The following is a 23,389-nucleotide window of genomic DNA, read 5'->3' on the forward strand; positions in this document are numbered from 1 at the left end:
AGATATGGGTCTTCTTCATTGAAGCTGCTTGCCACGCTATATTCTTTGCTTCAGCACATTATTAGCATGATGTTCAAATATAAATGGGAGTTCGTCCGTCAGGATATGACCTAACCAAAGCGGGTCATTACTGTCCATTAACACATGAGCATCAGCACCATTCAGGATGGCCGTGAGAATACTCCATCGCTTGTTATAACCTGCAGTTGTAAAGGCCTCTAGCAGCGCTCTTAGGCCTGCTTCCTTACGATGGTATTCGAGCGCCTGCAGAGCCGAATGCCTAACTTCGCTAGCGCTATCATGGTTAGCAAGTCCGACGAGAACGCTATTAATTTGAGGAACTGGCAACCAAGCAGCTAATTCAGCGATGACCTTTCTCTCGGAATCTGCACCCTTTACGCGCTCGGCAAATAGCGGGGCAATTGTTGCAGGATCGAGCTGTCGCAGAGCTCGTCCGACGGCACTCCTAATCGAATCCCGCTCAATCATAACAGCCGCATCAATCAGCTTCTCGGCCGCTACATCTGGTGCGAGGCGAACGAGTAGCCTCGCCAACTCTCGCTCAATCTTTGGGTGGGTTTGGAAAGCCAACTCAATTGCATCAACAGCGCTCGCCATATTAAATTTGGCCAGGCCTTCGATAGCGTTTAGTGGCTCTGTTACTACAAAAGAGGCTTCGGAAAACGCCTTTTCTAGAATTTTATCCCGCAGCCCCGGATCATTGGCTTCAGCTGCAATGTCATAGGGAGTCTCATCGAAATAGCTAACCCGATCGCAGGCTACTACTGCCGCGGCTATGGCTCGATCTCTTGTCTCCAAACGCCTATATAGAATACGGATAACGAAAACCTCATAGCGGCCCCATAAATCCATGCTCAAATTTTGCAGCCACTCCAGAAGCAAACCAGATCCGTGACCGCCAAGGCTAGCTAACCCATTGAGTCCCCACTGCACATTCTCTTTTGTTTGGGCGACCTGATATGCGAGCTGGGCGAACTCCTCAGACCGGTCACCAAGCTCATTCAGCGTGATGCAGGCATAGCTTGCCATGCTGCTGACTGGATCAACCTTACTCAGCACTTGGCGAACGGCGGTTATAAGATCGACATTGCCACTTAACCAAGCAATAGCAAGAGCAACGCAAAGCTCTTCCTCTCCTGCCGTCTCATTCGCCAGAGTAATGACAATCCTCTCTACGATTACATTCAACATAGGCCCTTGATGAGCCCTAAGGCTGGCAAGCTCGCTCGGAATTTTTGGCACTCCGCTTTTGATAAGAGTATCGACCAGGATGGAATCTGCGCCAAGTGCCGCTAGCCCGCACACCGCTTGGTAGAACTCCTGATAAGGCTGCGATTCTAAGTTTCCGGAGGCGTTACGTGGAATAGGTTTGCGGGCGATGGCGGCCAACCGCTCGATAATCCCATCGTCTAGGCGAACAAACGCCCACTTCAACCCGCCATGGCGCACCCAGTAGTGCTCAGACTCTAGCTCCGTTCTGAGCAAAGTCGTAATTCCTTCACCACTGATCAGAATCAAGATACGGCGTGCGCTCTCAAGAATATGATCCGTAGATCTGCTATTAACCCGCTGACGGCTACAGGCAATAGTAGTAATCACCTGCTCCAGTTCACCACCTGCCTCTGCCATTATGATGGAAAGAAGATCAGGGCGCGTAATACCCCCCAAAAAACTTAGCGCTCGATCAAGCCTGCGCAGATCTCCCACGGTGACCGCATCGATATCTTCCAGCAAGTCTTGCTCAAGGGTGCGCAGCACAAACCGCAGCATTTCTTCGTTGATTTCATTCGGCCGCTCACCGAAAAGTATTTCAATAATGTGGCGGCCTTTCGGCTGTGCTTTAGCTAGCGCGAGCAAGCGGTGCCGCGTTAATTCCGGCTCAGCGTGAAGCAAGCCAGGGAGCCATTGATTTCGAGTGAAGTAACGCTCTGCTTCACCAACCTCCTCAAGCCGATCAATTGCGGCGCTTGGATCGAGAGCGGAAAGCGCATTGAGCGCTGCTCCACTGGCGAAATCTTGCCTTTGTGACAGATGCTTTATAACGAAATCAATTTTTTCTCGATCGCTAAATCGTGCGATGCAATAAAGTAGGCTTCGCGGCTTACTGGCAGGCATCTTCTCAATTAATCGATCCCTTGTTTCTTTCCAAATAGCCAGTGCATCAGGATGCTCAAGACTATTTAACAGATACCCTAAATCCCATACTGACTCCTTGAAGGGATCGACAGAAAGAATACGTAGCCGCAACCATTCTGGGTTAAGGGCCACACCGGAACGCAGAGCGCCCATACTGGCCTTATAGCCTTCGCTATTTTTGCTTTCTTCCAGCGCAATGACGCACTTTTGGTGAATTTCCCAAAGCCTGTCGAGCCATGCAGCAACCGGCACCTTTGTTAGCACCTCTATCGCTACTCTTTGGTAACTCCATGAATTTGATCTAAGCAGTAATGCGATCACCTCTGATAGATCGATATGATCTTGTCGAGACAGAATAGCAAAAGACTGGCCAATTAATCCTATGCGGTAATCCCTATCTCTAACATTGTCAGAAACTACAGAATTCAAACGAGAGAGAAGAATCGAAACCGCACGCTGACCTAATGTCGGCAGTAGATTTGTGTAGAGCTCTCCTCCATAGCTTCCGAACTCACGGCTTTGTTCCATTTGCGCGATGGTCGCGCCCAACGGTTTGGCGTATTGATTGCTTTCCCCGAGCAACCAGATTGTATCCATCGGCACATACCCGAGGCGACGCCACCGTGACTGGTTTTCATTACTACCACCTGAAAAAATTTCGCCAAGCTTTTCCTCGCTCAGTTGATTGTCCTGATATTGGCGGACAAACTCTTGAGCGACAGCCCAATTCAGCAGACGGTCATGCGCAAATGCAACCTCGCCATATTCAGTGGTTCGAAGCCATCCAGCCGCTTCCAATCGGGCGCGACTCTCATCGTTCAGACCAATTTCGTTCCATCTCTGCCGGGGAAGCGGATAAGTCTCTCCTCCGACGTATAAAGCAGCGAGCGCGAGCAAAATGCCCGCGTCATGGCGGAATCCCCTTGAAGCAATACGCGTCCAAAAAGATTCGAAGATTTCATACTCGCTTCGAGGAGCACGCTGTATAGAGCTATAAGGCAGGTTGAGAAAAAGGCCAGCCAAAATGGGAACGCGCAGAAGCTTCTTAAGGTCGGGCGGAAGTTCAGTCCATCTTTTACCACTCTGCTTCAAGAGACAATCAAGCTCATTGATCGAGAAATCACCGACTTCATGCAGATGAATACGCTCGCTGTCAGTTGAATTTAGCGCGTGAGCCAGGTTACTCGATACGGTCATGGTAAGACGCATGCCCCACTCAGCCCAATCCTGTCGAATGAGAGCGCGAGCAACATCCACGTCCTGAATATCGTCAACGGCGATTGTGACTTTACACCCCCCAGCGTTAGGCATAAGTTCACGAAGGTGCCGCTCAACACCAACAAGTTGTTTCTCAGATGATTCGCCGAGACCGGTTTGCCAAATGTCCCGGGCGGCCTCGCTAAGCACTGTTTCCGGCACGCTATTAAAAAGAACCAGTGTGGCTATCTCCCTACTCTGCGCTAATGTCTCCAGAAGACGACCTAGTTGCCAGGTCTTTCCCATACCGCTTTTACCAGCAATAAGCAGAACGGGCTTGCCATCTGGCCAATCCGGTGGACCCCGTACGTCCTGCTCAGAGCGATAACCCAAACGTTCGAGACGACGTCGCGTCCGCTCACCCATCGTTTCAGCTAGTTGCTCAAGACGAACAATCCTATCGGGATTGAGCCCTACTTCGCGAAACATTTCGTTTATCTCTTGGCGATCAAGCTTTGCTTCTCCCTGACTTAATTTCTCAACAAGAATACCTACAAGCCGTTCTCGTATACCTCTTTCATCTCCCAGATTAGGGGCATAGCGGCGTAGCAATTTATCTACAGCATAAGCCTGTTTAGTGCCATCCGATTCAAACTCTAGCTGCAGGTGCTGAAGTAGATGAAATACTTGTATCCGCTCATCGTCCTCCCGCAGTTTTCTAAGTGCGCGGCTAGCCATAACAATATGGTCGAAGAATTCGCTATTTGTACAGATTAGCCCAGAGCTGAATTTCCTTTTTATCAACCGATCTAGATCATCAGGTGCCACTGCTGACTCAACATCAATGAGAAACAGTTTTAAAGGCTCTAAACGGCCTTCCTGACCATCAGTGACAAATCGATAACGTGCATAAGCTGGATACTGGGATGGGATTGCCTTTCGCAGATCAGCAAGAACAGAGACGATATCCTTGACGGACCATGTGCCATTTTTACGTGACTTGTACTGCTCAACGAGATATACGCCAGCCGCCTCAGCTCTTGCGTCACCACCATTGCGCGGCTCAAGAACCAGAAGTGCATCATCGATCAGCGCCCCATCTATAGTGCCGGAGAGCGAGACTTCCGTAATCCATCCTAAGTGATGAAGAATCTGGTAAAGAAAGCCATTTATCGCTGCTGGCCCGCCAGCTTGTGTCATTCTCTCGTCCTCAATTATCGGCTAAGGCAAGTGCCTTTAAAGCTGGTACAGCCGGATCAAACAAGCAACGCACCGGTTAAATGATTTTTAAACTCTTAAATTAGTGTCCATTATGGCTAAGAAAAGTCAGTGAATCTCAAAATACTGAACCAAGCACGCGACATGATCAACGAATCAATCAAAAGCTATAACCGAACCTACCTCCTGAAATACAGAACGCCCGCTGCAATGCAGCGGGCGTTCAAATATGACATAGATGTCAAACTAATTAGGTGCTACACAAGCTAAATGCTTCAGAAAGCCGTTTAACCCGCAAAGCTAATATACATAACGATCACTAACACGACCAAAACGATACCGGCGGGTACCGCCCCTTTCCAGGGTGTTAGATCCACATCGCCGCTGTGCTCCTGAATCCAGTCGGTTTCCCTTGGGCGCACCTTGCCGATAATCAGCATCACCGCCACCAGTAATACAAAGACCAGCGCCACGAAGTGGAACTCGTGCATGATCTGCGGCAGCAATGTAAACGGTGGCACAAAGTAACCGGCGGCGATCAATAAGCAGCCGCCGATCAGGGCGATTTTGGCCGCCATTGGCGGAACACGTTTGGTTAGCAGCCCGACCAGCACCACGGCAAGAATCGGAATAAAGTAAATCGCGTTCATCTTCTGCAGGTAGCCAAACAGGCTCTCCTGACCTGCCAGCAGTGGCGCAATGATCATGGTGAGAATGGCCATGATCCAGCCAAACACTTTACCCGACTTAACCACCTGCTCTTCCGTGGCCTCTTTATTCAGCACACCTTTATAGATGCCCAGGCTGAAAATCGTGGTAGTGCTGTTAAGCGCTGAGTTAAACGACGACAGGATCGCACCGACCATCACCGCAGCGAAAAACCCGGTGAGGTACGGCGGCAGTACGTTAAAAACCAAATGACCGTAGGCTTCATCGGCACGCACGCCCTGATCGGCATAAAGGTGATAAGCAATGATGCCAGGCAGTACTAGGTAGAGCGGTCCCAGCAGCTTGAAGAGACCGGTCAGCAGCACGCCCTTCTGACCTTCGGCAAGGTTTTTGGCTGCAAAGGTACGCTGAATAATCTGCTGGTTGGTGCTCCAGTAGAACAGGTTAATCAGGAAAACGCCGGTAAACAGGGTAAAGAACGGCACCTGCTGATCAGCACCACCAATCGAATTCAGCTTATCCGGGTCGCTCTCTTTGAGGATGTTCCAACCCTCCATGATGCCGCTGCCGTCACTCACGGCCTGCAGGCCGAAATAGACGATCACGAAACCGCCGATCAGGAGGCCAACACCGTTGAGCGTGTCGGATACTGCAACCGTGCGCAGGCCACCAAACAGGGCATACACGGAACCGATAATACCGACGATCCACACCGTTAGCCAAAGCAGCGTCGTCGAAGACTCAATGCCGGTTAATCCCTGTAGATCGAGCATGCCCTGCAGGCCGATGGCACCTGAATAGAGAATGATCGGTAGCAGAATCACCGCGTAAGCAATCAAGAAGATGATATTGGTGATTAGCTGAGTCGTTTTATCGAAACGAATTTCGAGAAGCTGCGGCAGCGTGGCAATACCACTTTTCAAAAACCGCGGAAGGAAGAATAGCGCCAACGCCACTAGGGCGATAACCGCGACCACTTCCCAGGCCATTACGCTTAAACCATCAGAAAAGGCCGCCCCATTGAGCCCCACCATTTGCTCGGTGGAGAGGTTGGTCATCAATAGAGAGCCGGCAATCAGCGGGAAGGTTAGCGTACGTCCGGCAAGAAAGTAGCCGCTGGTGCTTGAGTGGTCATCTCGGCGGGTGATCCGCCAAGTGATAAAGGCGACAAGCCCTGTAAAAAACAGGAAGGACGCCAAGGTCAACGCGTGCATTTTGACTCACCTCATCATCATTGTAAGTGGCACGCACCTTTATGTATGCGCGAATAGCGAAATGTCAGACAAATCTTGCCGTCATTTTAATTGAGCTGAATATAGCCCGTTATACGTCTTTGGTCGTACGCAGGCGGTTACGATACGCGAATGACAAAACTTCACTATAAAAAAACCCTAGCAATGGTTAAAACCATAACTAGGGTATGCATTTATGCGGCCCGCGACGGGTTGCTAGTGGATGCCTATTTAGTGATGAAAGCGCTCCGCGGACTGGCGGGCCAGCTCACGGATGCCATCCCAATCTTCCGCTTCCACCATTGCTTTGGGTGTTAGCCAGGAGCCACCTACGCACATCACATTGGGCAGCGATAGATAATCATCGGCGTTGTCGACGGTGATACCGCCAGTGGGACAGAAGCGGGCTTCAGGAATCGGCGCGCCAAACGCTTTGATGGCTTTGGCTCCACCGCTGGATTCCGCCGGGAAGAACTTGAACCGACGGTAACCGTACTGCCAGCCGGTCATTAGTTCAGAAACTGTCGAGACCCCCGGCAGCATGGGCACCGGGCTTTCAACGCCGTAACGATAGAGGGCTTCCGTGGCGCCTGGCGTTACTACAAAGTCAGCGCCAACCTGCTCGGCCTGGCGGTACTGGGCGGGCGTCAGCACCGTGCCCACGCCAATGCTGGCACCGGGCAACGCTTCACGCATACGCTTCACTGCTTCAAGCGCGCAGTCAGTGCGCAGGGTAATTTCCAATACGGTTAAGCCACCCTCTACCAGGGCGCGGCCTAGCGGTACCGCATCTTCCAAACGCTCGATAGTGATGACCGGAATCACCTCGGCTTTCAAGCAGATGCTATCCAGCTCTGCAGTGCGTGTAGAAGGTAACTGTTTGTCGATAGTCATTAGTGAGTCTCCAAGCAACTTATTATTGGCTAAGGCAGTTAGCGCTCAAGGCGCCCAATAAATGGCCAGTGGGCAGGTTAAAAAGGCACGAATAGGCAGTTGACGAACATCGTCGCCACTTAGTGCCTTGGCCAATACGGCGCGTTTATCATCGCCGGTGATATGCAGAATATGCCGCCGTGCCTGATGCAGGCGATCGGCCGAAAAAGTAATCCGGGGTTGCGGCTGACTAGGCGTTCTGACCGCCACTAACAGCTCCTCCGTGGCAAGTGCCAGGGTCAATTCAGGGCTGTCGGGAAACAGTGACGCCGTATGACCATCACCGCCCATGCCTAGAATCACCACGCTGGCAGGCCACGCTAGCGTTTCTGCTTGCTTGGCAACTTCATCGACGCCCTCTTCAGGTGTAGCCGCGCTGCAAGTTAACGGTATAAAAGTGGCCGCCGATGCCTCGCCCTGGAGCAGATGCTCACGCACCAGCTTGGCGTTGCTATCGCTGCTCTGCTCGTCTACCCAACGCTCATCGGCCAGCGTTACATCTACCCGCTCCCAGGGCAGCGATTTGGCCGCCAGCGCCTTAAAAAAAGGCACTGGCGTAGAGCCACCAGAAACCACCAGCAGGACACGCTCCTGGTGGTTTAAATCGTCTTGCAGACCCTGAAACACGGCTTCGGCAAGCTGCTCGGCCAACTGTTGGCGTGCTTGACTCATATTAATAATCCTCGTACCAGCTGCGGCCATCCTGGGTAATCATGGCGATGGAAGCGACTGGCCCCCAAGAGCCTGCGGGATAACGACGCGGCGGCATGTCGCGTTTTTTCCAGCCATCGATGAGCTGGTCGCACCAACGCCAGGCGTGTTCAATTTCATCGCGACGCACGAACAGGTACTGCTGGCCTTTCATGACTTCGAGCAGCAGGCGTTCGTAAGCATCGGGTATCCGCGATTTGGGAAATGCGCTGTTGAAGTCCAAATGCAGCGGACCCGGGCGCAGGCGCATGCCTTTATCCAAACCGCTATCTTTGGTCAATACTTGCAGGGCAATACCCTCCTCCGGCTGCAGGCGAATAATCAACTTATTAGAGGCGATGCCGCGCTGATCCGGGTCGAAGATATAGTGGGGCTGCTGACGGAAGTGAATAACGATCTGCGAGAGCTTCTCCGGCATCCGTTTACCGGTGCGCAAGTAGAACGGCACACCTGCCCAGCGCCAGTTAGCCACTTCAGTTTTCATGGCCACAAAGGTTTCGGTCTGGCTCTGGGTGTTGGCGCCCTCTTCTTCCAGGTAACCCGGCACCGACTGGCCATCGCTAGTGCCCGCGATATATTGACCTCGTACTACATCGCGACCAAGCGCCTCGCCCACAAACGGTTTAAGTGCTTTAAGCACCTTGACCTTTTCATCGCGAATGGCATCGGCATCCAGGTTAGAGGGCGGATCCATGGCGATTAAGCACAGCAGCTGCAGCAGGTGGTTTTGCACCATATCGCGTAGCTGACCCGCCTCATCGAAATAGCCCCAGCGCCCTTCGATACCTACCTTTTCGGCAACGGTAATTTCCACATGAGAGATATTGTTCTGGTTCCACTGGGTGCCAAACAGCGGGTTGGCAAAACGCAGTGCGATCAGGTTCTGTACGGTCTCTTTACCCAAATAGTGGTCGATGCGGTAAATCCGCGACTCGGGGAACACTTCACCAATTGCGTCGTTAATTTCGACCGAGGAGTGCAGGTCGTAACCGATGGGTTTCTCAACCACCACGCGGGACTCATCATCCAGGCTTTTACTGGCCTGCAGGTGACGGCAGATATCGCCATAAATAGGTGCTCCAACGGAAAGATAGACCACCATTGGGCGCGGTGAGCCCTTTCGCCACTGGCGAATGGCGTCGTAACCTTCAACGCTGGAAAAATCGAGTTTTAAATAATCTAGGCGGGCGAGAAAACGCTCGAGGCTCTGCTTATCCTGCTCGCTGCTTTTCAGCCGTTTCTGCAACGCGTCGTTAACCATTTTTCGGAACGATGCAGCGTCGTGCTCATGGCGAGCCAGCCCCATAATGCGCGTGCTTTCAGGCATCAAGCCTTCGCGATCAAGATGGTATAAGGCAGGAAATAGCTTGCGCATGGCAAGATCACCCAGCGCTCCAAACAGCGCTAAATCAATAGCGTGATTCGGATCGCCCAGCGGTGCACCTTGGGAAGCAGTGGACTGGCTCATCGTCACTCCTGTTTATAATTAGGCATCTAATGTAGTTAGATTACCTAAAATCTACCGTAAAGGGGGCATTATACGCAATAATTCGTGTAATTTTACTACAAAATAACCACGGTTTCTGCTCTATCAACGCACTCAGCACTTCATATCAATCCTTCTCCTTCCACTTTTACTCTACGCCCTTGATATACGCCACTGCTACGCCCCCTAAGGAGGAGGTGACCTTGCGCATAATTGGCCACTCTGCGGAAGTTGATAAATAAATGACCACAACAACAATGAGGTTATTACTCGATGGCAACGCTACGCTATTTTATCAGACCGCTACTCACAGCCACTTTGGCTGCCAGCGCTACCCTGCCAGCCTTCGCGTTCGAAGATGACCGCCTAACGATCTGGATGGGCGACAACAAAGGCCAGCAAGGCATTCAGCTGCTGGCTGAGCAGTTTCTTGAAGAGACGGGCATAGAAGTTGAGGTGGTCTTTCCGGATAACCTGACCGACCGTTTTCAACAGGCGGCGGGCAGTGGCCAAGGGCCGGACATCGTGATCTGGGCCCACGACCGGATGGGCGAGTGGGCACAAAGTGGCTTACTAAAACAGGTAGCGCCTAGTGACAGCTTCCGCGAGTCTTTTTACGACTTCACTTGGGAAGCCGCCTTATGGAATGGCGAAACCTACGGCTACCCCATTTCAGTGGAATCACTAGGTCTTATTTATAATAAGGCCCTGGTGGACACCCCACCGGAGAGCTTTGCCGAGCTAATGCAGCTGGACAAGACGCTTTCCCAAGAGGGTAAAAAAGCCATCCTGTTCGACTACAGCGAACCCTACTACGGTTGGACACTGCTAGCCGCTAACGGTGGCTACCCGTTTAAACGAACCGACGCAGGCTACGACGTTACCGATATTGGCGTTAACAACGAAGGCGCCGTGCAAGGTGCAGAACTGCTAGTCGAGCTGATCGAAAGCGACGTGATACCGCGGGGAACCGACTACAGCATCATGGATAACCGCTTTAACAAGGGCGAAGTAGCGACCATGATCAGCGGCCCCTGGGCCTGGCCAAACCTTGAACGCAGTGGCATTGATTACGGCGTCGCCTTGCTGCCCAAGGTGGGCGACGAACGTGCCAAGCCCATGTTTGGCGTTATGACGGCAATGATCAACTCCGCGTCGCCCAATGATTTTCTGGCCGTCGAGTTCCTGGAAAACTACCTGCTCAGCGAGGAGGGTATGCGCACCTTCAACAGCGATGGGTCGCTGGGGGCCGTGGCCCACATCGACTATCAAGCGGAACTGGCCGACAACCCCAATATTGCCGCCACGCTTGAAAACGCCGAAGTTGGCATGCCGATGCCGAACATTCCCGAAATGGGCGCCTTTTGGGCAGCCATGGAGCCCGCGCTGCAAAACATCGGCAGCGGGCGTCAATCACCCCAGGAAGCGCTGGATGCCGCCGCGCGGCGTATGCGTCAGTAGCCACTCGCCTTTCCTTCACTGCCCGGCCATGGCACTCCGTTGGCAAGGCTGGGCAGTTTCGCAGGACATCTTTCATGTTTACCACGAATGCTTCGCGGGGCTTGCCCCGCCACCGCTCTCGCCATCTGGCCGAACGCTATTCCCGCTGGGCAATGCGCAGCTTGATTGGGCTGATGGTGCTGGCCCTGCTTTGGCTGGTGATGGCCTTTTACATGCACGGCCAGTGGGTATTTGCGCTGCTTTTTTTGGTGCTTGGCACGTCGCTGGGCGTGGTGTTCAGCCGACGTTCGCTGATGAGCCACCGGTATATTTTCCCTGCCGTGGCCGGTCTTGGCGTGTTTGTCATTTTTCCGCTGGTGTATACCGTTGGCATCAGCTTCAGCAACTACAGCTCGGACAATCTGCTTAGCCAGGAACGTGTACGCGCACAACTGACCAATCAAACCTACCAGGCAGAAGGCGCTGCCTTTTCCTATTCGCTTTTCCAGGAAGGCGAGCTGGTGCGCCTTTACCTGGAAAGCGACGCTCCTGCGGGCGACAACGACCGGCTACTATCCGCCGCGCTCAACCTAACTAACAGCGAAGTTCGTCGCGTTCCAACCCAAGCCGTAGACACCCCGCCCGAAGGTGAGCCGCTTCCCATGCGCGCAGCCATCCAGGCCCGCGACGCCCTCCAGGCGCTGCGCCTGCAAACGCCCGGGGGCACCGAGCTGCGTATGGCGGGTCTGCGCCAGTTCGCGCCAATGATCGACCGCTATGAGATGCGTGACAACGGCAGCCTCTATGATCGGCAAGAGGATCAGGTGCTGACGCCGGACAACGGTATCGGCTTTTTCGTCACCGAAAACGGAGAACGCATCACCCCCGGGTGGCCGGTGAACGTGGGCTTCACCAACTACACCAAGATTTTCACCGACCCGGATATACGCGGGCCGTTTATGCAGATTTTTGTCTGGACCTTCGTGTTTGCCGGGCTCACCGTACTGTTCACCCTGGCCGTGGGGTTTGTCCTCGCCTCGCTGCTGCAGTGGGATCAGCTCAAGGGCAAGGCGGTCTATCGGACGCTGCTGATACTGCCCTACGCGGTTCCAGCGTTTATTTCGATTCTGATTTTCAAAGGCATGTTCAATCAGCATTTTGGTGAGGTGAACATGATTCTGGAGGCACTGTTCGGCATTTCGCCGGAGTGGTTTACCGACCCCTGGCTAGCCCGAACCATGCTGCTGATCGTCAATACCTGGCTGGGTTACCCCTACATGCTGCTGCTGTGCATGGGGCTGATTCAGTCGATCCCCGGCGATCTGTACGAGGCCTCGGCGGTAGACGGCGGCGGGCCGATCACTAACCTGATGAAGATCACTCTGCCACTGATCATCAAGCCACTCACGCCGCTGTTAATCGCCGCCTTTGCATTCAACTTCAATAACTTCGTACTGATTGCGCTGCTCACTGGGGGCAGCCCAGACATTCTGGGTGCCAGCACGCCCGCGGGCACCACCGACCTGCTGGTGAGCTATACCTACCGCATCGCCTTCCAGGATGCCGGTCAGAACTTCGGTCTGGCGGCAGCCATTGCTACGCTGATCTTCCTGCTGGTGGTGGGCATGTCGGTGGTTAATTTGCGGCTTTCCAAGGTTAAAGTTTAGGAGGTTTACGATGGCGATGGTTCAACCCCGCTCCATTCGCGCAAGGCGATGGGGCGCGCATTTGGCGCTGATCGGCTTTGTGTCACTGATCGTGTTTCCGCTGCTGTTGGTGATTTCAATCTCGTTTCGCGAGGGCAACTTTGCCTCGGGGAGCTTGATCCCCGAGCGCTTCTCTCTTGAACACTGGTCGCTGGCCTTGGGTATTCCCTGGGAGCGCGCCGACGGCAGCGTGATCCAGCCGCCCTTCCCCGTGCTGCTGTGGCTATGGAACTCGATCAAAGTCGCCGTGGTGTCCTCGTTGCTGATTTTGATGCTTGCCACCACCAGTGCCTACGCCTTTGCCCGCATGCGCTTTAAGGGCAAGGAGCCGCTATTGAAAGGCATGCTGATTTTCCAAATGTTCCCAGCAGTATTGTCGCTGGTGGCACTCTACGCGCTGTTCGACCGGCTGGGTCAGTTCGTCGGCTGGCTGGGGATAAACACCCACGGCGCGCTGATTGTCGCTTCCCTGGGCGCAGTGGCGCTGCATATATGGACGATCAAGGGCTACTTCGAATCCATCGACGGGTCGCTCGAAGAAGCCGCCATGGTGGACGGGGCAAGCACTTGGCAGGCGTTTCGCTACATCCTGCTGCCGCTGTCGGTGCCGATTCTGATGGTGGTGTTCATCCTGGCGTTTGTGATGAGCATCATGGAGTACCCCATGGCGTCGGTGCTGCTAGTGGATGAGCATAAGCTCACCCTGGCGGTGGGCGCCCAGCAGTACCTGGCCGACCATAATCAGCGCTGGGGCGACTTCGCCGCCGCTGCCGTGCTCTCGGGGCTGCCAATCACCGTGGCCTTTCTGATCTGCCAGCGTTGGATTATTGGTGGATTAACAGCTGGGGGTGTTAAAGGTTAAAAATATTAAAACTCACGAAGGTGTTTAACTAGCTTGCCCAAACCCAGCAGAGTGCTGGGTTTTTTTGTTTTTTTACAGACTTTTTATGGAAGGTCATGGTGTCATAGCAAATATTAAGAATACTAAACGGCGAGCTGGGCATATGACTCCATTCACACCATGGTTTTACCGTAGCAGGAATGCGTATCGGCACTGGGCACCTGTTTTTAAAATCATCTCGATTCTCTGGGTTGTGCTAGCGCTGTTCATGATGGTGCCTTTCGTCGTACTGCTAATTGAGAGAGACCCTGATGCACCCGCCTTCGGTGTTTCCATTCTGATTGTACTTGGCGCCGCAGCACTTACTTGGTTGCTCACCTACCGCACAGCCTTAGAGTTGAAGCCATGGCAGATGTTTATTCTTACCGCCGCCAGTTGGGTCACCATTAGCGGTTTTGCCAGCCTGCCGCTGGTGCTGGGCGCCCCACAGTTAACCTTCACCAATGCGGTGTTTGAATCGGTATCAGCGATAACTACGACGGGATCCACGGTTCTGGTCGGTATTGAGCACTTTTCCGATGGATTGAAGCTATGGCGAGGGCTCATGCAATGGATGGGCGGCATCGGCATTATCGTCATGGGTATTGCGATTTTGCCGTTTCTTAAAGTAGGTGGTATGCGGTTGTTTCACACCGAGTCGTCCGACTGGTCGGATAAAGTGATGCCACGCACTGGCGGTATTGCCAAAGCGACGCTAACGATCTATGTCAGCCTAACCCTGGTCGCGATTGGTAGTTATTGGTTCGGCGGGATGACGCTCTTAGACGCCACCGTACATGGTATGACGTCGCTTTCTACCGGCGGCTTTGCCAATTCCGACGCTTCCTTCGGCGCCTATAGCGAACAGCCATGGCTGCTGTGGATGGCCAGTTTTTTCATGCTGAGCGGTGCGCTTCCCTTTGTACTGTATATCCGTTTTATACGCGGGTCGCGCAGTGCCCTATGGAATGATCAGCAGGTACTTGGGCTGTTAAAGCTCTTGATGGCCGCGATTTTGCTACTCAGTGTCTGGCGCATCACCCAGGGCGACAACTGGTTTGAATCGCTCACCCACGTTACCTTTAACATTATTTCAGTGGTAACCACCACCGGCTATGCATCGGATGATTACAGCCAGTGGGGGGCGCTGTCGGTGGTCGCTTTTTTCTACCTGACCTTTGTGGGCGGCTGCAGCGGCTCTACTAGCGGCGGAATGAAAATCTTCCGGTTTCAGATTGCTTCTTTAATGCTGCTTAACCAGTTGCGTTACCTCATCCATGCCAATGGTGTGTTTACCACTCGCTATAACCATCAGCCGGTCACCAGTGATATCTCGCGCAGCGTAGTGGCCTTCTCGTTCTTCTTTTTTATCACCATAGCGGCACTGGCGTTGAGCCTCTCTGCCCTGGGGTTGGATTTAGTCACCGCTCTTTCCGGTGCTGCCACCGCAGTCACCAATGTGGGCCCTGGGCTAGGCGATATCATCGGCCCCGCAGGTAATTTTGCCCCCCTCCCCGACGCAGCGAAATGGCTGCTATGTATTGGCATGCTGATGGGGCGATTAGAAATACTCACCGTTGTGGTGTTGCTGACTCCAATGTTCTGGCGACGCTAGCCGGATATCTTGAAGGACGTTCGTGAAGGACAATCGTGTCATGACGTTTAGAAAACCGATGTTCAAACCCTTTGGGCAGATTGCGAACCAGTTGCGCTTGCCAATGCCGTCAGAAATCCTGATTGCACTGGCGAGCACGCTAATTGCTCTGCTAATCGCCTGGGGGCTATATACCTGGCTAGCCTTGGCTAATCTTTCGCTGATTTTTCTTACCGCGGTTCTCGCCAGTGCGGTGTTAGCAGGAAGCTACGCAGCTCTGCTATGTGCCGTACTGGGGTTTCTGACGTTTAATTTTTGCTTCACCATTCCGCACTTTTCGTTAGCGGTGGAAGAGCAAGAGCAACTGCTAACGCTGCTGTTCTTTCTATTAGTCGCACTGGTAGTCGGCAAGCTCGCCGGAGACAGCCGCCAGCGCCTGCTGGAGCTTAGCGCCGCTCGCTTGGCTGAAGAGCAGGAGAGGTTGCGTTCAGCGCTGCTATCGTCGGTTTCCCACGACCTGCGCACTCCGCTAGCGTCGATTATTGGCGCGGCCAGCTCGCTTCGCACTCTTGATGCACAGCTCAGTCAACAGGATCGCTTTGCGTTACTAGATGGCGTATTAAGCGAAAGTGAACGCCTTAACCGCTATATACAGAATTTGTTGGACATGACCCGACTAGGGCATGGCGATATGAAAATCGAGCGCGATTGGGTGGCGTTTGATGATTTAGTCGCTTCAGCGCGGAAGCGACTGGGCAGTGCCCTTGAAGGTTTCCAAGTCGAGCAGCACTGGTCAAAAGAGCTACCACTACTTTACGTTCACCCCGCCCTGATTGAGCAAGCGCTGGTCAACGTGCTTGAAAATGCGGCGCGCTTCTCACCACCTAATGGCCATATCACTATCGAAGCCCAATGTCGTGATGATAAAAGGGCTGGAGACCCGTCCATCTTATTGTTTTCGGTTACCGACCAAGGCCCTGGCATACCCGAAGCACTACGCGAGCGCGTGTTCGATATGTTTGTCACCGGTAACGACGGCGATCGCAGCCTGCACGGTAGCGGCCTGGGGCTGGCGATTTGTCGGGGAATGCTTGGCGCCCACGCGGGTCAAATCCACGCAAGCCCTGGGCCTGACAATGTTGGCACCAGGATTACCATGACGCTGCCCCTATCGGCACCCAGCAAGGACGCCGAGAATGAGCACTGATCAAGCGCGCGTATTAGTCATTGATGACGAGCCGCACATTCGTCACTTTTTGCGTATCAGCCTCACTTCTCAAGGGTTTCAGGTGATTGAGGCCTCCAGTGGTCGCGAGGGGTTGGAAAAACTCAATGCTGATGCCCTCACCGCTAATGCAGACATCGTTTTACTGGATCTTGGTCTGCCAGACATGGATGGACAGCAAGTGCTCGATTCTATCCGCAAGCATAGCGAGGTGCCCGTGATCATTGTTTCGGTGCGCGGCCATGAGGCTGAAAAAGTGCGCGCCCTGGATAACGGGGCGAGCGACTACGTTACCAAACCCTTCGGCATTCAAGAGCTGTTGGCACGTATTCGAGCCCTATTAAGGCGGCGCGCCAGCCCAAGCGCTCAGCGTTTCCAGCATGGCGGTTTGATAGTTGACCTGGCCGCTCACCAAGTAAGCTTGCACGGCGAGGCCGTTCATCTAACACCTAAAGAGTTCGCCGTGCTGGCCCAGCTTATTGCTTCAGCTGGGCGAGTGGTCACGCAGACCCAGCTATTACGACAGGTATGGGGCCCAACTCACCAGGAAGATACGCATTACTTGCGCATAGTGGTGAGCAAGTTGCGTCAAAAGCTAGGTGATGACCCCCAGTCCCCCTCCCTTCTGCAAACTGAACCCGGCATTGGTTACCGACTCTCTTTTGAGCCTGACCGTGAGGACAAGACCGTATGAAAATTATTATTCTCGGCGCCGGCCAGGTCGGCGGCACACTGGCAGAACACCTCGCCCGCGAGGAGAACGACATCACCGTCGTTGACACTGACGCCAAAAAACTGCGCGAGCTGCACACCAAAATCGATATCCGCACGGTCACCGGGGCAGGTTCCTACCCGATTGTGTTGCGCCAGGCAGGCTGTGAAGACGCCGATATGTTGATCGCTGTCACCAACAGCGACGAGATCAATATGATCGCCTGCCAGGTCGCCCATACGCTGTTTCGCACCCCGACCAAAATTGCCCGGGTGCGCGCCACCGCGTATTTGACCCGTAAAGGCCTTTTTGCCCACGAAGCGATCCCCATTGATGTACTGATCAGCCCCGAGCAGGTGGTCACCGATCATGTACGTCGCCTGATTGAGCATCCCGGTGCCCTGCAGGTGCTGGAGTTTGCTGGTGGCCTGGTACAGCTGGTGGCGGTGAAGGCGTTCTACGGTGGCCCGCTGGTGGGTCAGGACTTGGCCTTTTTGCGCCGCCATATGCCCAACGTGGATACCCGCGTAGCCGCCATTTACCGTCGTAACCGACCAATTATCCCCCGTGGCGATACGGTCATCGAGGCTGACGACGAGGTGTTCTTCCTCGCCGCCCGCCGGGATATTCGCGCAGTGATGAGCGAGCTGCGCCGGGTCGAGCGGGACTTCCGTCGGGTCGTGATCGCCGGGGGTGGCAATATCGGCGAGCGGCTGGCGGAGCATTTGGAGCATAGCCACCAGGTCAAGATCATCGAGCACAGCCTGGAGCGCTGCACCACCCTCTCCGAGCGACTGGATCGCACCGTGGTGCTCCACGGCAGTGCCACCAGCAAGCGCTTGCTGGAAGAGGAGAATATCGAAGAGTGCGATATCTTCTGCGCGCTGACCAACGACGACGAGGTCAATATCATGTCGTCGCTACTCGCCAAGCGTTTGGGGGCGAAGAAGGTGCTGACGCTGATCAACAACGCCGCCTATGTGGACTTGGTGCAGGGGGGCGAGATCGATATCGCTATTTCTCCCCAGCAGGCGACCATTGGCAGCCTGCTGACCCACGTGCGCCGGGGCGATATCGTCAACGTCCACTCGCTGCGCCGGGGCGCCGCCGAGGCCATTGAAGCCATCGCCCACGGCGACAAGCAGTCATCAAAAGTGGTAGGCCGTACCATCCGCGATATCGCACTGCCCGACGGCACCACCATCGGTGCGATTGTGCGCGGCAAGGAAGTCATCATCGCCCACGGCGATGTGATGGTTGAGAGCGGTGACCACGTGATTCTATTCGTGATCGACAAGCGCCGCATTCGCGACGTGGAGCGCCTGTTCCAGGTCGGCTTGACGTTCTTTTAACTGGCGCTTTTGAGTGGCTAAATCTCGACCGCGCGGCCAATAAACTCAATCGGCCCGGTGGGCAAGCCAGTTGGTGAGCCGGTTTCGTCTTCCAGCGTTAGCTCAAATAGCTGGTTATCCTCAAGAGGCGGCAGTTCATCCAAGCGCAAACGGATCGGCTGCCCTGGCTCCACTAAACCCAGCGATACCGGGGCCTGCCACTCATCTGCTTTGGTCCAAAACTCAAGCGCTTTACCTTCAGGTACTTCGAAAGTACCCAATGGGATCAGCTCGATTTCCTGGCGCGATGAGGCCTGCACTACCCAACCCGCTGACTGCGTTTGCGGAGCAAGCAGAACCACCATGTACTCGGGGGTCGTCGGTTCAGTTACTTCATTGGCCAGCATCACGCCCAATACTAACGCCGCCGCTAAGCCAAACCCGGCAGCGCCGCGCCAAAGCGGCAGGCTGTGCAGCATGCGGCGAGGTCTTGGCGGCACGACAGAGGCAGGTCGAGCACGCTTAGCAAGCGCTTCCCGTGACGCTAAGCTGCGCTCAATACGCGGCCATAAATTGTCAGAAGGCGTTACCGGGTCGGTGATAGCGGTATAGGGCAAGAAACGCTCTTCCCAAGCCATCACGGCTTGTTGCAATTCAGGCTCGTTAAGTAGCCGGGCCTCGAGCGCCTTACGCTGCTCTAACGAAAGCGTACCCAGCACGTATTCACCCGCTAAAGTATGGTCGTCTTGGTGTTCGTGCTGACTGGGGCGGCTCATGCCATACACTCCCGTAGGCGCAGCAAACTGCGTTTGATCCAGGCTTTTACGGTTCCCAGCGGCGCGCCGGTATGCGCCGCAATTTCCGCATGACTAAGGCCGTCAACATAGGCATGGAGTACGCAGTTACGCCGCTCCGGTTCAAGCGCTTCCAAACAGCTATCCATCCGCTGGCCGGTTTGCCAATCGAAAGCTTCATCGGCAACGGAGGCGTGCTGAAAATGTTCATCGAGATCTAATTCGGTGGGATCGTGATTATCAAAAGTGACTTCACGGTCGCGATAACGGATGGCGTTCAGTGCCAGGTGACGCGCCACGCTAAATATCCACGTCCGCGCGGATCCTTTGGCGGGATCAAAACTATCGGCACGTTGCCAAATATTAAGGCAGGCATCGTGGACAATATCCTCGGCCATACCACGATCCTTGACTATTCTTATGACTACGCCTAATAGTCGGGCACCTTCATGAACATAGAGTTGCTGCAAGGCGTCATGCTCGCCACGGGCACAGTTGGCTAATGCCGCAGCATGATCAAATTCTGAAGACACGTCAGTCAAACCCTAGCTCCCTGGTGACGGCACCGACGCCAGTCGTCGTTCTCGCAGACAGCATAGCCGCTGGGGACTCGACAGACGAGCCCCCAGCGGAATTAACATTCCAGTCGACTTATTCAGCAGCCCAGAAGATATAGTCCGCCTGGTAGGTCACTACCGCGGTGGCTCCGTCGTGATCCATATCGCAGGCCACGTCCGGGGCAACGCCACCCTGGGTGTTCAGGCGCTGAATGTAGCTAACACCGCTCATGGCGCCTTCGCCTTCAGCCGGGTTGGCTTCCACCAGTTGAAGTGGAATGTTGCCATCACCATTGGCAGCCGTGGCTAGCTGAGTGCCGGTAATTTTTGAGCCATCCAACGCTTCCCAGGTGGCTGGCGGGCCATAGTAGCTTCCTACCTGTGTGCCTTCGCTGTCATTAAGCGCAGCGTGGGGGCCTTTGAATACCCAGCCCATGTTGCCGTCGTCTTTGGCTTCGCACATGTAGGTAATAGCGCCAACGCCAACGGTTTCGAGGGCGACGGTATTACCGTCCGGCACCTGGACTTCCGCGGGCGTCATGTCTGCCAGCGCGACGTGACTGAAGGATACAATCAAGGTAGCGGCAAGTGCTGCACGCGTAAGAGGTTGGATGGTCATTTTCAGTCTCCTAAAAGGTTTTTTATCAGCCGCCTTAAATAGCGCCTGTATAGGGATTACCCGCGAGGAGACGTATTGGATGCACTTTTATTGAAAAAAAATAAGATGGCCGATTATTGGCTTACCCCATCTACCACCACCTGCCGCGGGCAGGCACTCCCCTTAAGGTCAAAAAGATGGCAATGCTGGCCCGCTAAACCCAAGTCGATCGTTTGGCCTTCGGTTAGTTGCGTTAAGCCATCCAAACGCTGGGTTAAGGTAGCGTCGATGCCGTCTACCTGCAGATGCGCCAGGGTTTCGTAACCCAGCTTTTCCGCCACCATTAATCTCGCCGTCAGCCGAGCCTCCGCCTGTTCGGGCGATACAAAATCTTCTGCCCGCAATCCCAAAGTGGCGCCATCACCGGAATGGAGGTGCTTGCCATTGACCGCCACCGTCAGTGTCTCCCCGTTAGGCAAACGCACCACCGTTTGGCGCTCACCTGGGTCGACTACCGTAACCGGGAAGGTATTGATGCGCGGCGAGCCGATAAACTCCGCTACCTCTAAGGTTTTGGGAAAGTGATAAAGCGAGAGAGGCGCGCCTACCTGGGCGATTCTTCCCCGGGAAAGCAGCACAATGCGGTCAGCCAGCGTCATCGCCTCCACTTGGTCGTGAGTCACGTAGATCATGGTGGCGTTCAAGCGCTTATGCAGCGCAGCGATCTGCACCCGCATATCCACCCGCAGCGCGGCGTCCAGGTTAGAGAGCGGCTCATCGAACAGAAACACGGCAGGCTCTTTGACCAGCGTGCGGCCAATGGCTACCCGCTGGCGCTGACCGCCGGAGAGGTCTTTAGGCTTACGCTCCAATAGCTCGGTAAGATGTAGCATCTCGGCGGCGTGCTGGACGCGGCGGCGAATTTCCGCTTTGTCGGTGCGGGCCAGCTTCAGGCCAAAGGCCATGTTCTCGGCCACGCTCATGTGCGGGTAGAGGGCGTAGGATTGGAACACCATGCCGATATCCCGTTCCTGGGGCGGAATCTCGTTGATCCGCTGGCCATCCAGTTGCATATCCCCTTCGCTGATATCTTCAAGCCCGGCAATCATGCGCAGCAGCGTGGATTTTCCGCAGCCGGAGGGGCCAACAAACACCACGAACTCGCCGTCTTCGATGGTGAGATCGATATCCCGCGAGATTTCCACGCCATCAAAAGATTTACCGATACCACTTAGTGTTAGACGTCCCATGGTGCGTTCTCCTCAAGCTGGGAGCAGCGGGCAATGGCCACGCCATAGGGCGGAAGGGACAGTTGCGGAAGCGACAGCTGATTGCCCTGCCACTCACCGGTTAGCCACACTGGGGCACCGGCAATGGCTTCAGCGCCTTCAGGTGCCGAACGGGTGACCGTTTGACCGCTAAAATTCAGAGCAATTAGTAACCGCGTTTGCTGGTAGGTGCGCTCAAGACAGAGCACATCGTCACGCACAGCGTGATAGCGCACATCGCCCTTCACCAACGCAGGCTGAGTACGGCGGAAGGCTAAAAAATCGCGGTAGGCATTGAGCAATGAATCAGTATCGTTATCTTGCTGATCAACGGCGAGGGTAGCATGAGTGTCAGGTACCGGCAGCCAGGGTGTGCCACGACTAAAGCCCGCGTGACGAGCATCGGCCTGCCAGGGGTGCGGCGTTCGGCAGCCGTCTCGGCCTTTATAGGCAGGCCAGAAGGTAATACCCGCAGGGTCAACCAACTGTTCAAACGTCAGCTGAGCTTCGGGCAGCCCCAACTCTTCACCTTGATAAAGGCATACGCTACCGCGCTGGGTGAGTAGAAACACCATATAAAGGCGCAGCTTATCCAGCTGCCCTTCCGCCTGCCAGCGAGTTGCCAGCCGCGTCACGTCGTGGTTGCCTAGCGCCCAGCAGGGCCAGCCATCGCCAATACGCGCTTCCATTTCGGTTAGCGTTTCGTGCAAGTAGCCTGGGTCGGATTTGTCGGTAAGCAGGTTAAACGAGTAGCACATATGCAGCCGCTGGCCGCCCTGGGAGTACTCCGCCATCACGCCCAAGGCGTCGTCGTCGCCCACCTCGCCCACGCTAGTGGTGCCGGGATACTCATCCAACAGAGCGCGCAGCCGCTCCAGAAACACCAGGTTCTCCGGCTGGGTTTTATCGTATTGGTGGAGCTGGTAGCCGTAGGGGTTGTCGGGGCGAACGCCTAGAAAACTTTCGATCATCTCCTGGCGCGGCGGGTTATCTTTTAGCTCGCCGTGGGTGCAGAAGTTCACCGCATCCAGCCGGAAGCCATCCACGCCCCGCTCTAACCAGAAGCGCACTTCCTCCAGCATGGCATCGACCACCGCAGGCGTGCGGAAATTTAAATCCGGCTGGCTAGCCAGGAAGTTATGCAGATAGTACTGGCAGCGGCGGGTGTCCCACTGCCAGGCGCTGCCACCAAATACAGATTGCCAGTTAGTGGGCGGCGCGCCATCGGGTTTCGGGTCGGCCCACACGTACCAGTCGGCTTTGGGGTTATCGCGACTTTGGCGACTCTCTTCGAACCAGGCATGCTGGTCGGCGGTGTGCGACATAACTTGATCGATGGTGACTTTTAGCCCTCTGGCATGGGCACCCTCGACTAAACGGTCGAACTCCTCCAGGGTGCCAAACATCGGATCAACATCGCGATAGTTGCTGATGTCGTAGCCGAAGTCTTTCATCGGTGAGGTAAAGAACGGCGACAACCAAATCGCATCGACGTTAAGCGAGGCGATGTAATCAAGTTTGTCGATCACGCCTTTTAAGTCGCCAATGCCGTCGCCGTTGCTGTCCATAAAGCTGCGCGGGTAGATTTGATAAATCACAGCGCCGCGCCACCAGTCGGCCCCTTGGCTGCCAACGTAGTGGGAAGTAGAGGTTGTCTGCATCATTGTTTTGTCCTTGCCAT

At 54.7% G+C, this 23,389-nt stretch carries 17 protein-coding genes; 7 read left to right on the forward strand and 10 right to left on the reverse strand.

All coding sequences use genetic code 11. From position 1 onward, the window contains the following. Positions 1 to 36: 36 nt before the first annotated feature. The 5 genes from E0L35_RS15690 to zwf form a co-directional block, all read right to left on the reverse strand. Positions 37 to 4,554 carry a HEAT repeat domain-containing protein gene (locus tag E0L35_RS15690; RefSeq protein ID WP_138800812.1) on the reverse strand — a complete coding sequence of 1,506 codons (4,518 nt, stop codon included), beginning with the start codon at positions 4,552 to 4,554 and terminating at the stop codon, positions 37 to 39. Between the two features lie 305 nt (positions 4,555 to 4,859). Further along, positions 4,860 to 6,455: a solute:sodium symporter family transporter gene (locus E0L35_RS15695; protein WP_009287074.1), complete on the reverse strand. Its 1,596-nt coding sequence runs from the start codon at positions 6,453 to 6,455 to the stop codon at positions 4,860 to 4,862. Positions 6,456 to 6,704: 249 nt separating this feature from the next. Continuing rightward, on the reverse strand, positions 6,705 to 7,367 hold the full coding sequence (locus tag E0L35_RS15700; RefSeq protein WP_022523036.1) for a bifunctional 4-hydroxy-2-oxoglutarate aldolase/2-dehydro-3-deoxy-phosphogluconate aldolase: 663 nt from the start codon (positions 7,365 to 7,367) through the stop codon (positions 6,705 to 6,707). A 45-nt stretch (positions 7,368 to 7,412) separates the two neighbouring features. Continuing rightward, entirely contained in the window at positions 7,413 to 8,078 is a 666-nt protein-coding gene (pgl, locus tag E0L35_RS15705; protein WP_027957644.1) for a 6-phosphogluconolactonase, read from the reverse strand. 1 nt (position 8,079) lies between these two features. Continuing rightward, positions 8,080 to 9,585: a glucose-6-phosphate dehydrogenase gene (gene zwf / locus E0L35_RS15710; protein WP_022523034.1), complete on the reverse strand. Its 1,506-nt coding sequence runs from the start codon at positions 9,583 to 9,585 to the stop codon at positions 8,080 to 8,082. Between the two features lie 291 nt (positions 9,586 to 9,876). Between zwf and malE the strand changes: the two genes are divergently transcribed. The 7 genes from malE (at position 9,877) to trkA (ending at position 18,512) form a co-directional block, all read left to right on the forward strand. Next, positions 9,877 to 11,064, forward strand: coding sequence for a maltose/maltodextrin ABC transporter substrate-binding protein MalE (malE, locus tag E0L35_RS15715; RefSeq protein WP_138800813.1), 1,188 nt, complete (start codon positions 9,877 to 9,879; stop codon positions 11,062 to 11,064). Between the two features lie 74 nt (positions 11,065 to 11,138). Continuing rightward, positions 11,139 to 12,710 carry a maltose ABC transporter permease MalF gene (gene malF, locus E0L35_RS15720; protein ID WP_138800814.1) on the forward strand — a complete coding sequence of 524 codons (1,572 nt, stop codon included), beginning with the start codon at positions 11,139 to 11,141 and terminating at the stop codon, positions 12,708 to 12,710. Between the two features lie 10 nt (positions 12,711 to 12,720). Then, on the forward strand, positions 12,721 to 13,611 hold the full coding sequence (malG, locus tag E0L35_RS15725; protein WP_022523031.1) for a maltose ABC transporter permease MalG: 891 nt from the start codon (positions 12,721 to 12,723) through the stop codon (positions 13,609 to 13,611). 142 nt (positions 13,612 to 13,753) lie between these two features. Beyond that, positions 13,754 to 15,244 carry a TrkH family potassium uptake protein gene (locus tag E0L35_RS15730; protein ID WP_138800815.1) on the forward strand — a complete coding sequence of 497 codons (1,491 nt, stop codon included), beginning with the start codon at positions 13,754 to 13,756 and terminating at the stop codon, positions 15,242 to 15,244. Positions 15,245 to 15,284: 40 nt separating this feature from the next. Then, on the forward strand, positions 15,285 to 16,430 hold the full coding sequence (locus tag E0L35_RS15735) for an ATP-binding protein (protein ID WP_171051170.1): 1,146 nt from the start codon (positions 15,285 to 15,287) through the stop codon (positions 16,428 to 16,430). Further along, entirely contained in the window at positions 16,420 to 17,142 is a 723-nt protein-coding gene (locus E0L35_RS15740) for a response regulator transcription factor (RefSeq protein ID WP_022523028.1), read from the forward strand. Before E0L35_RS15735 ends, E0L35_RS15740 begins: the two co-directional genes overlap by 11 nt. After that, positions 17,139 to 18,512 carry a Trk system potassium transporter TrkA gene (gene trkA, locus E0L35_RS15745; RefSeq protein ID WP_022523027.1) on the forward strand — a complete coding sequence of 458 codons (1,374 nt, stop codon included), beginning with the start codon at positions 17,139 to 17,141 and terminating at the stop codon, positions 18,510 to 18,512. Before E0L35_RS15740 ends, trkA begins: the two co-directional genes overlap by 4 nt. Positions 18,513 to 18,529: 17 nt before the next feature. On the opposite strand, the gene E0L35_RS15750 is transcribed toward trkA, so the two are convergent. The 5 genes from E0L35_RS15750 to E0L35_RS15770 form a co-directional block, all read right to left on the reverse strand. After that, complete coding sequence (locus E0L35_RS15750) at positions 18,530 to 19,267, reverse strand: anti-sigma factor (RefSeq protein WP_138800817.1); 738 nt, start codon at positions 19,265 to 19,267, stop codon at positions 18,530 to 18,532. After that, the gene (locus E0L35_RS15755) at positions 19,264 to 19,818 is read right to left on the reverse strand and encodes a sigma-70 family RNA polymerase sigma factor (protein ID WP_249362153.1); all 555 of its coding nucleotides are present in this window, start codon (positions 19,816 to 19,818) and stop codon (positions 19,264 to 19,266) included. The genes E0L35_RS15750 and E0L35_RS15755 overlap by 4 nt, the downstream gene beginning before the upstream one ends. A 118-nt stretch (positions 19,819 to 19,936) precedes the next feature. Next, positions 19,937 to 20,461 carry a DUF3455 domain-containing protein gene (locus tag E0L35_RS15760; protein WP_138800819.1) on the reverse strand — a complete coding sequence of 175 codons (525 nt, stop codon included), beginning with the start codon at positions 20,459 to 20,461 and terminating at the stop codon, positions 19,937 to 19,939. A gap of 113 nt (positions 20,462 to 20,574) precedes the next feature. Then, complete coding sequence (gene ugpC, locus E0L35_RS15765; RefSeq protein WP_133732633.1) at positions 20,575 to 21,690, reverse strand: sn-glycerol-3-phosphate ABC transporter ATP-binding protein UgpC; 1,116 nt, start codon at positions 21,688 to 21,690, stop codon at positions 20,575 to 20,577. Continuing rightward, positions 21,678 to 23,372, reverse strand: a complete 1,695-nt coding sequence (locus E0L35_RS15770) for an alpha-glucosidase (RefSeq protein ID WP_138800820.1) — start codon at positions 23,370 to 23,372, stop codon at positions 21,678 to 21,680. The genes ugpC and E0L35_RS15770 overlap by 13 nt, the downstream gene beginning before the upstream one ends. Between the last annotated feature and the right edge of the window lie 17 nt (positions 23,373 to 23,389).

The organism is Halomonas sp. ATBC28 (genome assembly GCF_005937175.1).
GTDB classification, from domain to species: domain Bacteria; phylum Pseudomonadota; class Gammaproteobacteria; order Pseudomonadales; family Halomonadaceae; genus Vreelandella; species Vreelandella titanicae.

Excerpts from the sequence above, each read along its gene's own strand:
- E0L35_RS15695 (WP_009287074.1), bottom strand. The coding sequence starts at position 6,455 with ATGCACGCGTTGACCTTGGCGTCCTTCCTGTTTTTTACAGGGCTTGTC.
- trkA (WP_022523027.1), top strand. The coding sequence starts at position 17,139 with ATGAAAATTATTATTCTCGGCGCCGGCCAGGTCGGCGGCACACTGGCA.
- E0L35_RS15750 (WP_138800817.1), bottom strand. The coding sequence starts at position 19,267 with ATGAGCCGCCCCAGTCAGCACGAACACCAAGACGACCATACTTTAGCG.
- E0L35_RS15700 (WP_022523036.1), bottom strand. The coding sequence starts at position 7,367 with ATGACTATCGACAAACAGTTACCTTCTACACGCACTGCAGAGCTGGAT.
- malF (WP_138800814.1), top strand. The coding sequence starts at position 11,139 with ATGTTTACCACGAATGCTTCGCGGGGCTTGCCCCGCCACCGCTCTCGC.
- E0L35_RS15770 (WP_138800820.1), bottom strand. The coding sequence starts at position 23,372 with ATGATGCAGACAACCTCTACTTCCCACTACGTTGGCAGCCAAGGGGCC.
- E0L35_RS15730 (WP_138800815.1), top strand. The coding sequence starts at position 13,754 with ATGACTCCATTCACACCATGGTTTTACCGTAGCAGGAATGCGTATCGG.
- E0L35_RS15740 (WP_022523028.1), top strand. The coding sequence starts at position 16,420 with ATGAGCACTGATCAAGCGCGCGTATTAGTCATTGATGACGAGCCGCAC.
- zwf (WP_022523034.1), bottom strand. The coding sequence starts at position 9,585 with ATGAGCCAGTCCACTGCTTCCCAAGGTGCACCGCTGGGCGATCCGAAT.
- malE (WP_138800813.1), top strand. The coding sequence starts at position 9,877 with ATGGCAACGCTACGCTATTTTATCAGACCGCTACTCACAGCCACTTTG.
- pgl (WP_027957644.1), bottom strand. The coding sequence starts at position 8,078 with ATGAGTCAAGCACGCCAACAGTTGGCCGAGCAGCTTGCCGAAGCCGTG.
- E0L35_RS15760 (WP_138800819.1), bottom strand. The coding sequence starts at position 20,461 with ATGACCATCCAACCTCTTACGCGTGCAGCACTTGCCGCTACCTTGATT.
- malG (WP_022523031.1), top strand. The coding sequence starts at position 12,721 with ATGGCGATGGTTCAACCCCGCTCCATTCGCGCAAGGCGATGGGGCGCG.
- ugpC (WP_133732633.1), bottom strand. The coding sequence starts at position 21,690 with ATGGGACGTCTAACACTAAGTGGTATCGGTAAATCTTTTGATGGCGTG.
- E0L35_RS15690 (WP_138800812.1), bottom strand. The coding sequence starts at position 4,554 with ATGACACAAGCTGGCGGGCCAGCAGCGATAAATGGCTTTCTTTACCAG.
- E0L35_RS15735 (WP_171051170.1), top strand. The coding sequence starts at position 15,285 with ATGACGTTTAGAAAACCGATGTTCAAACCCTTTGGGCAGATTGCGAAC.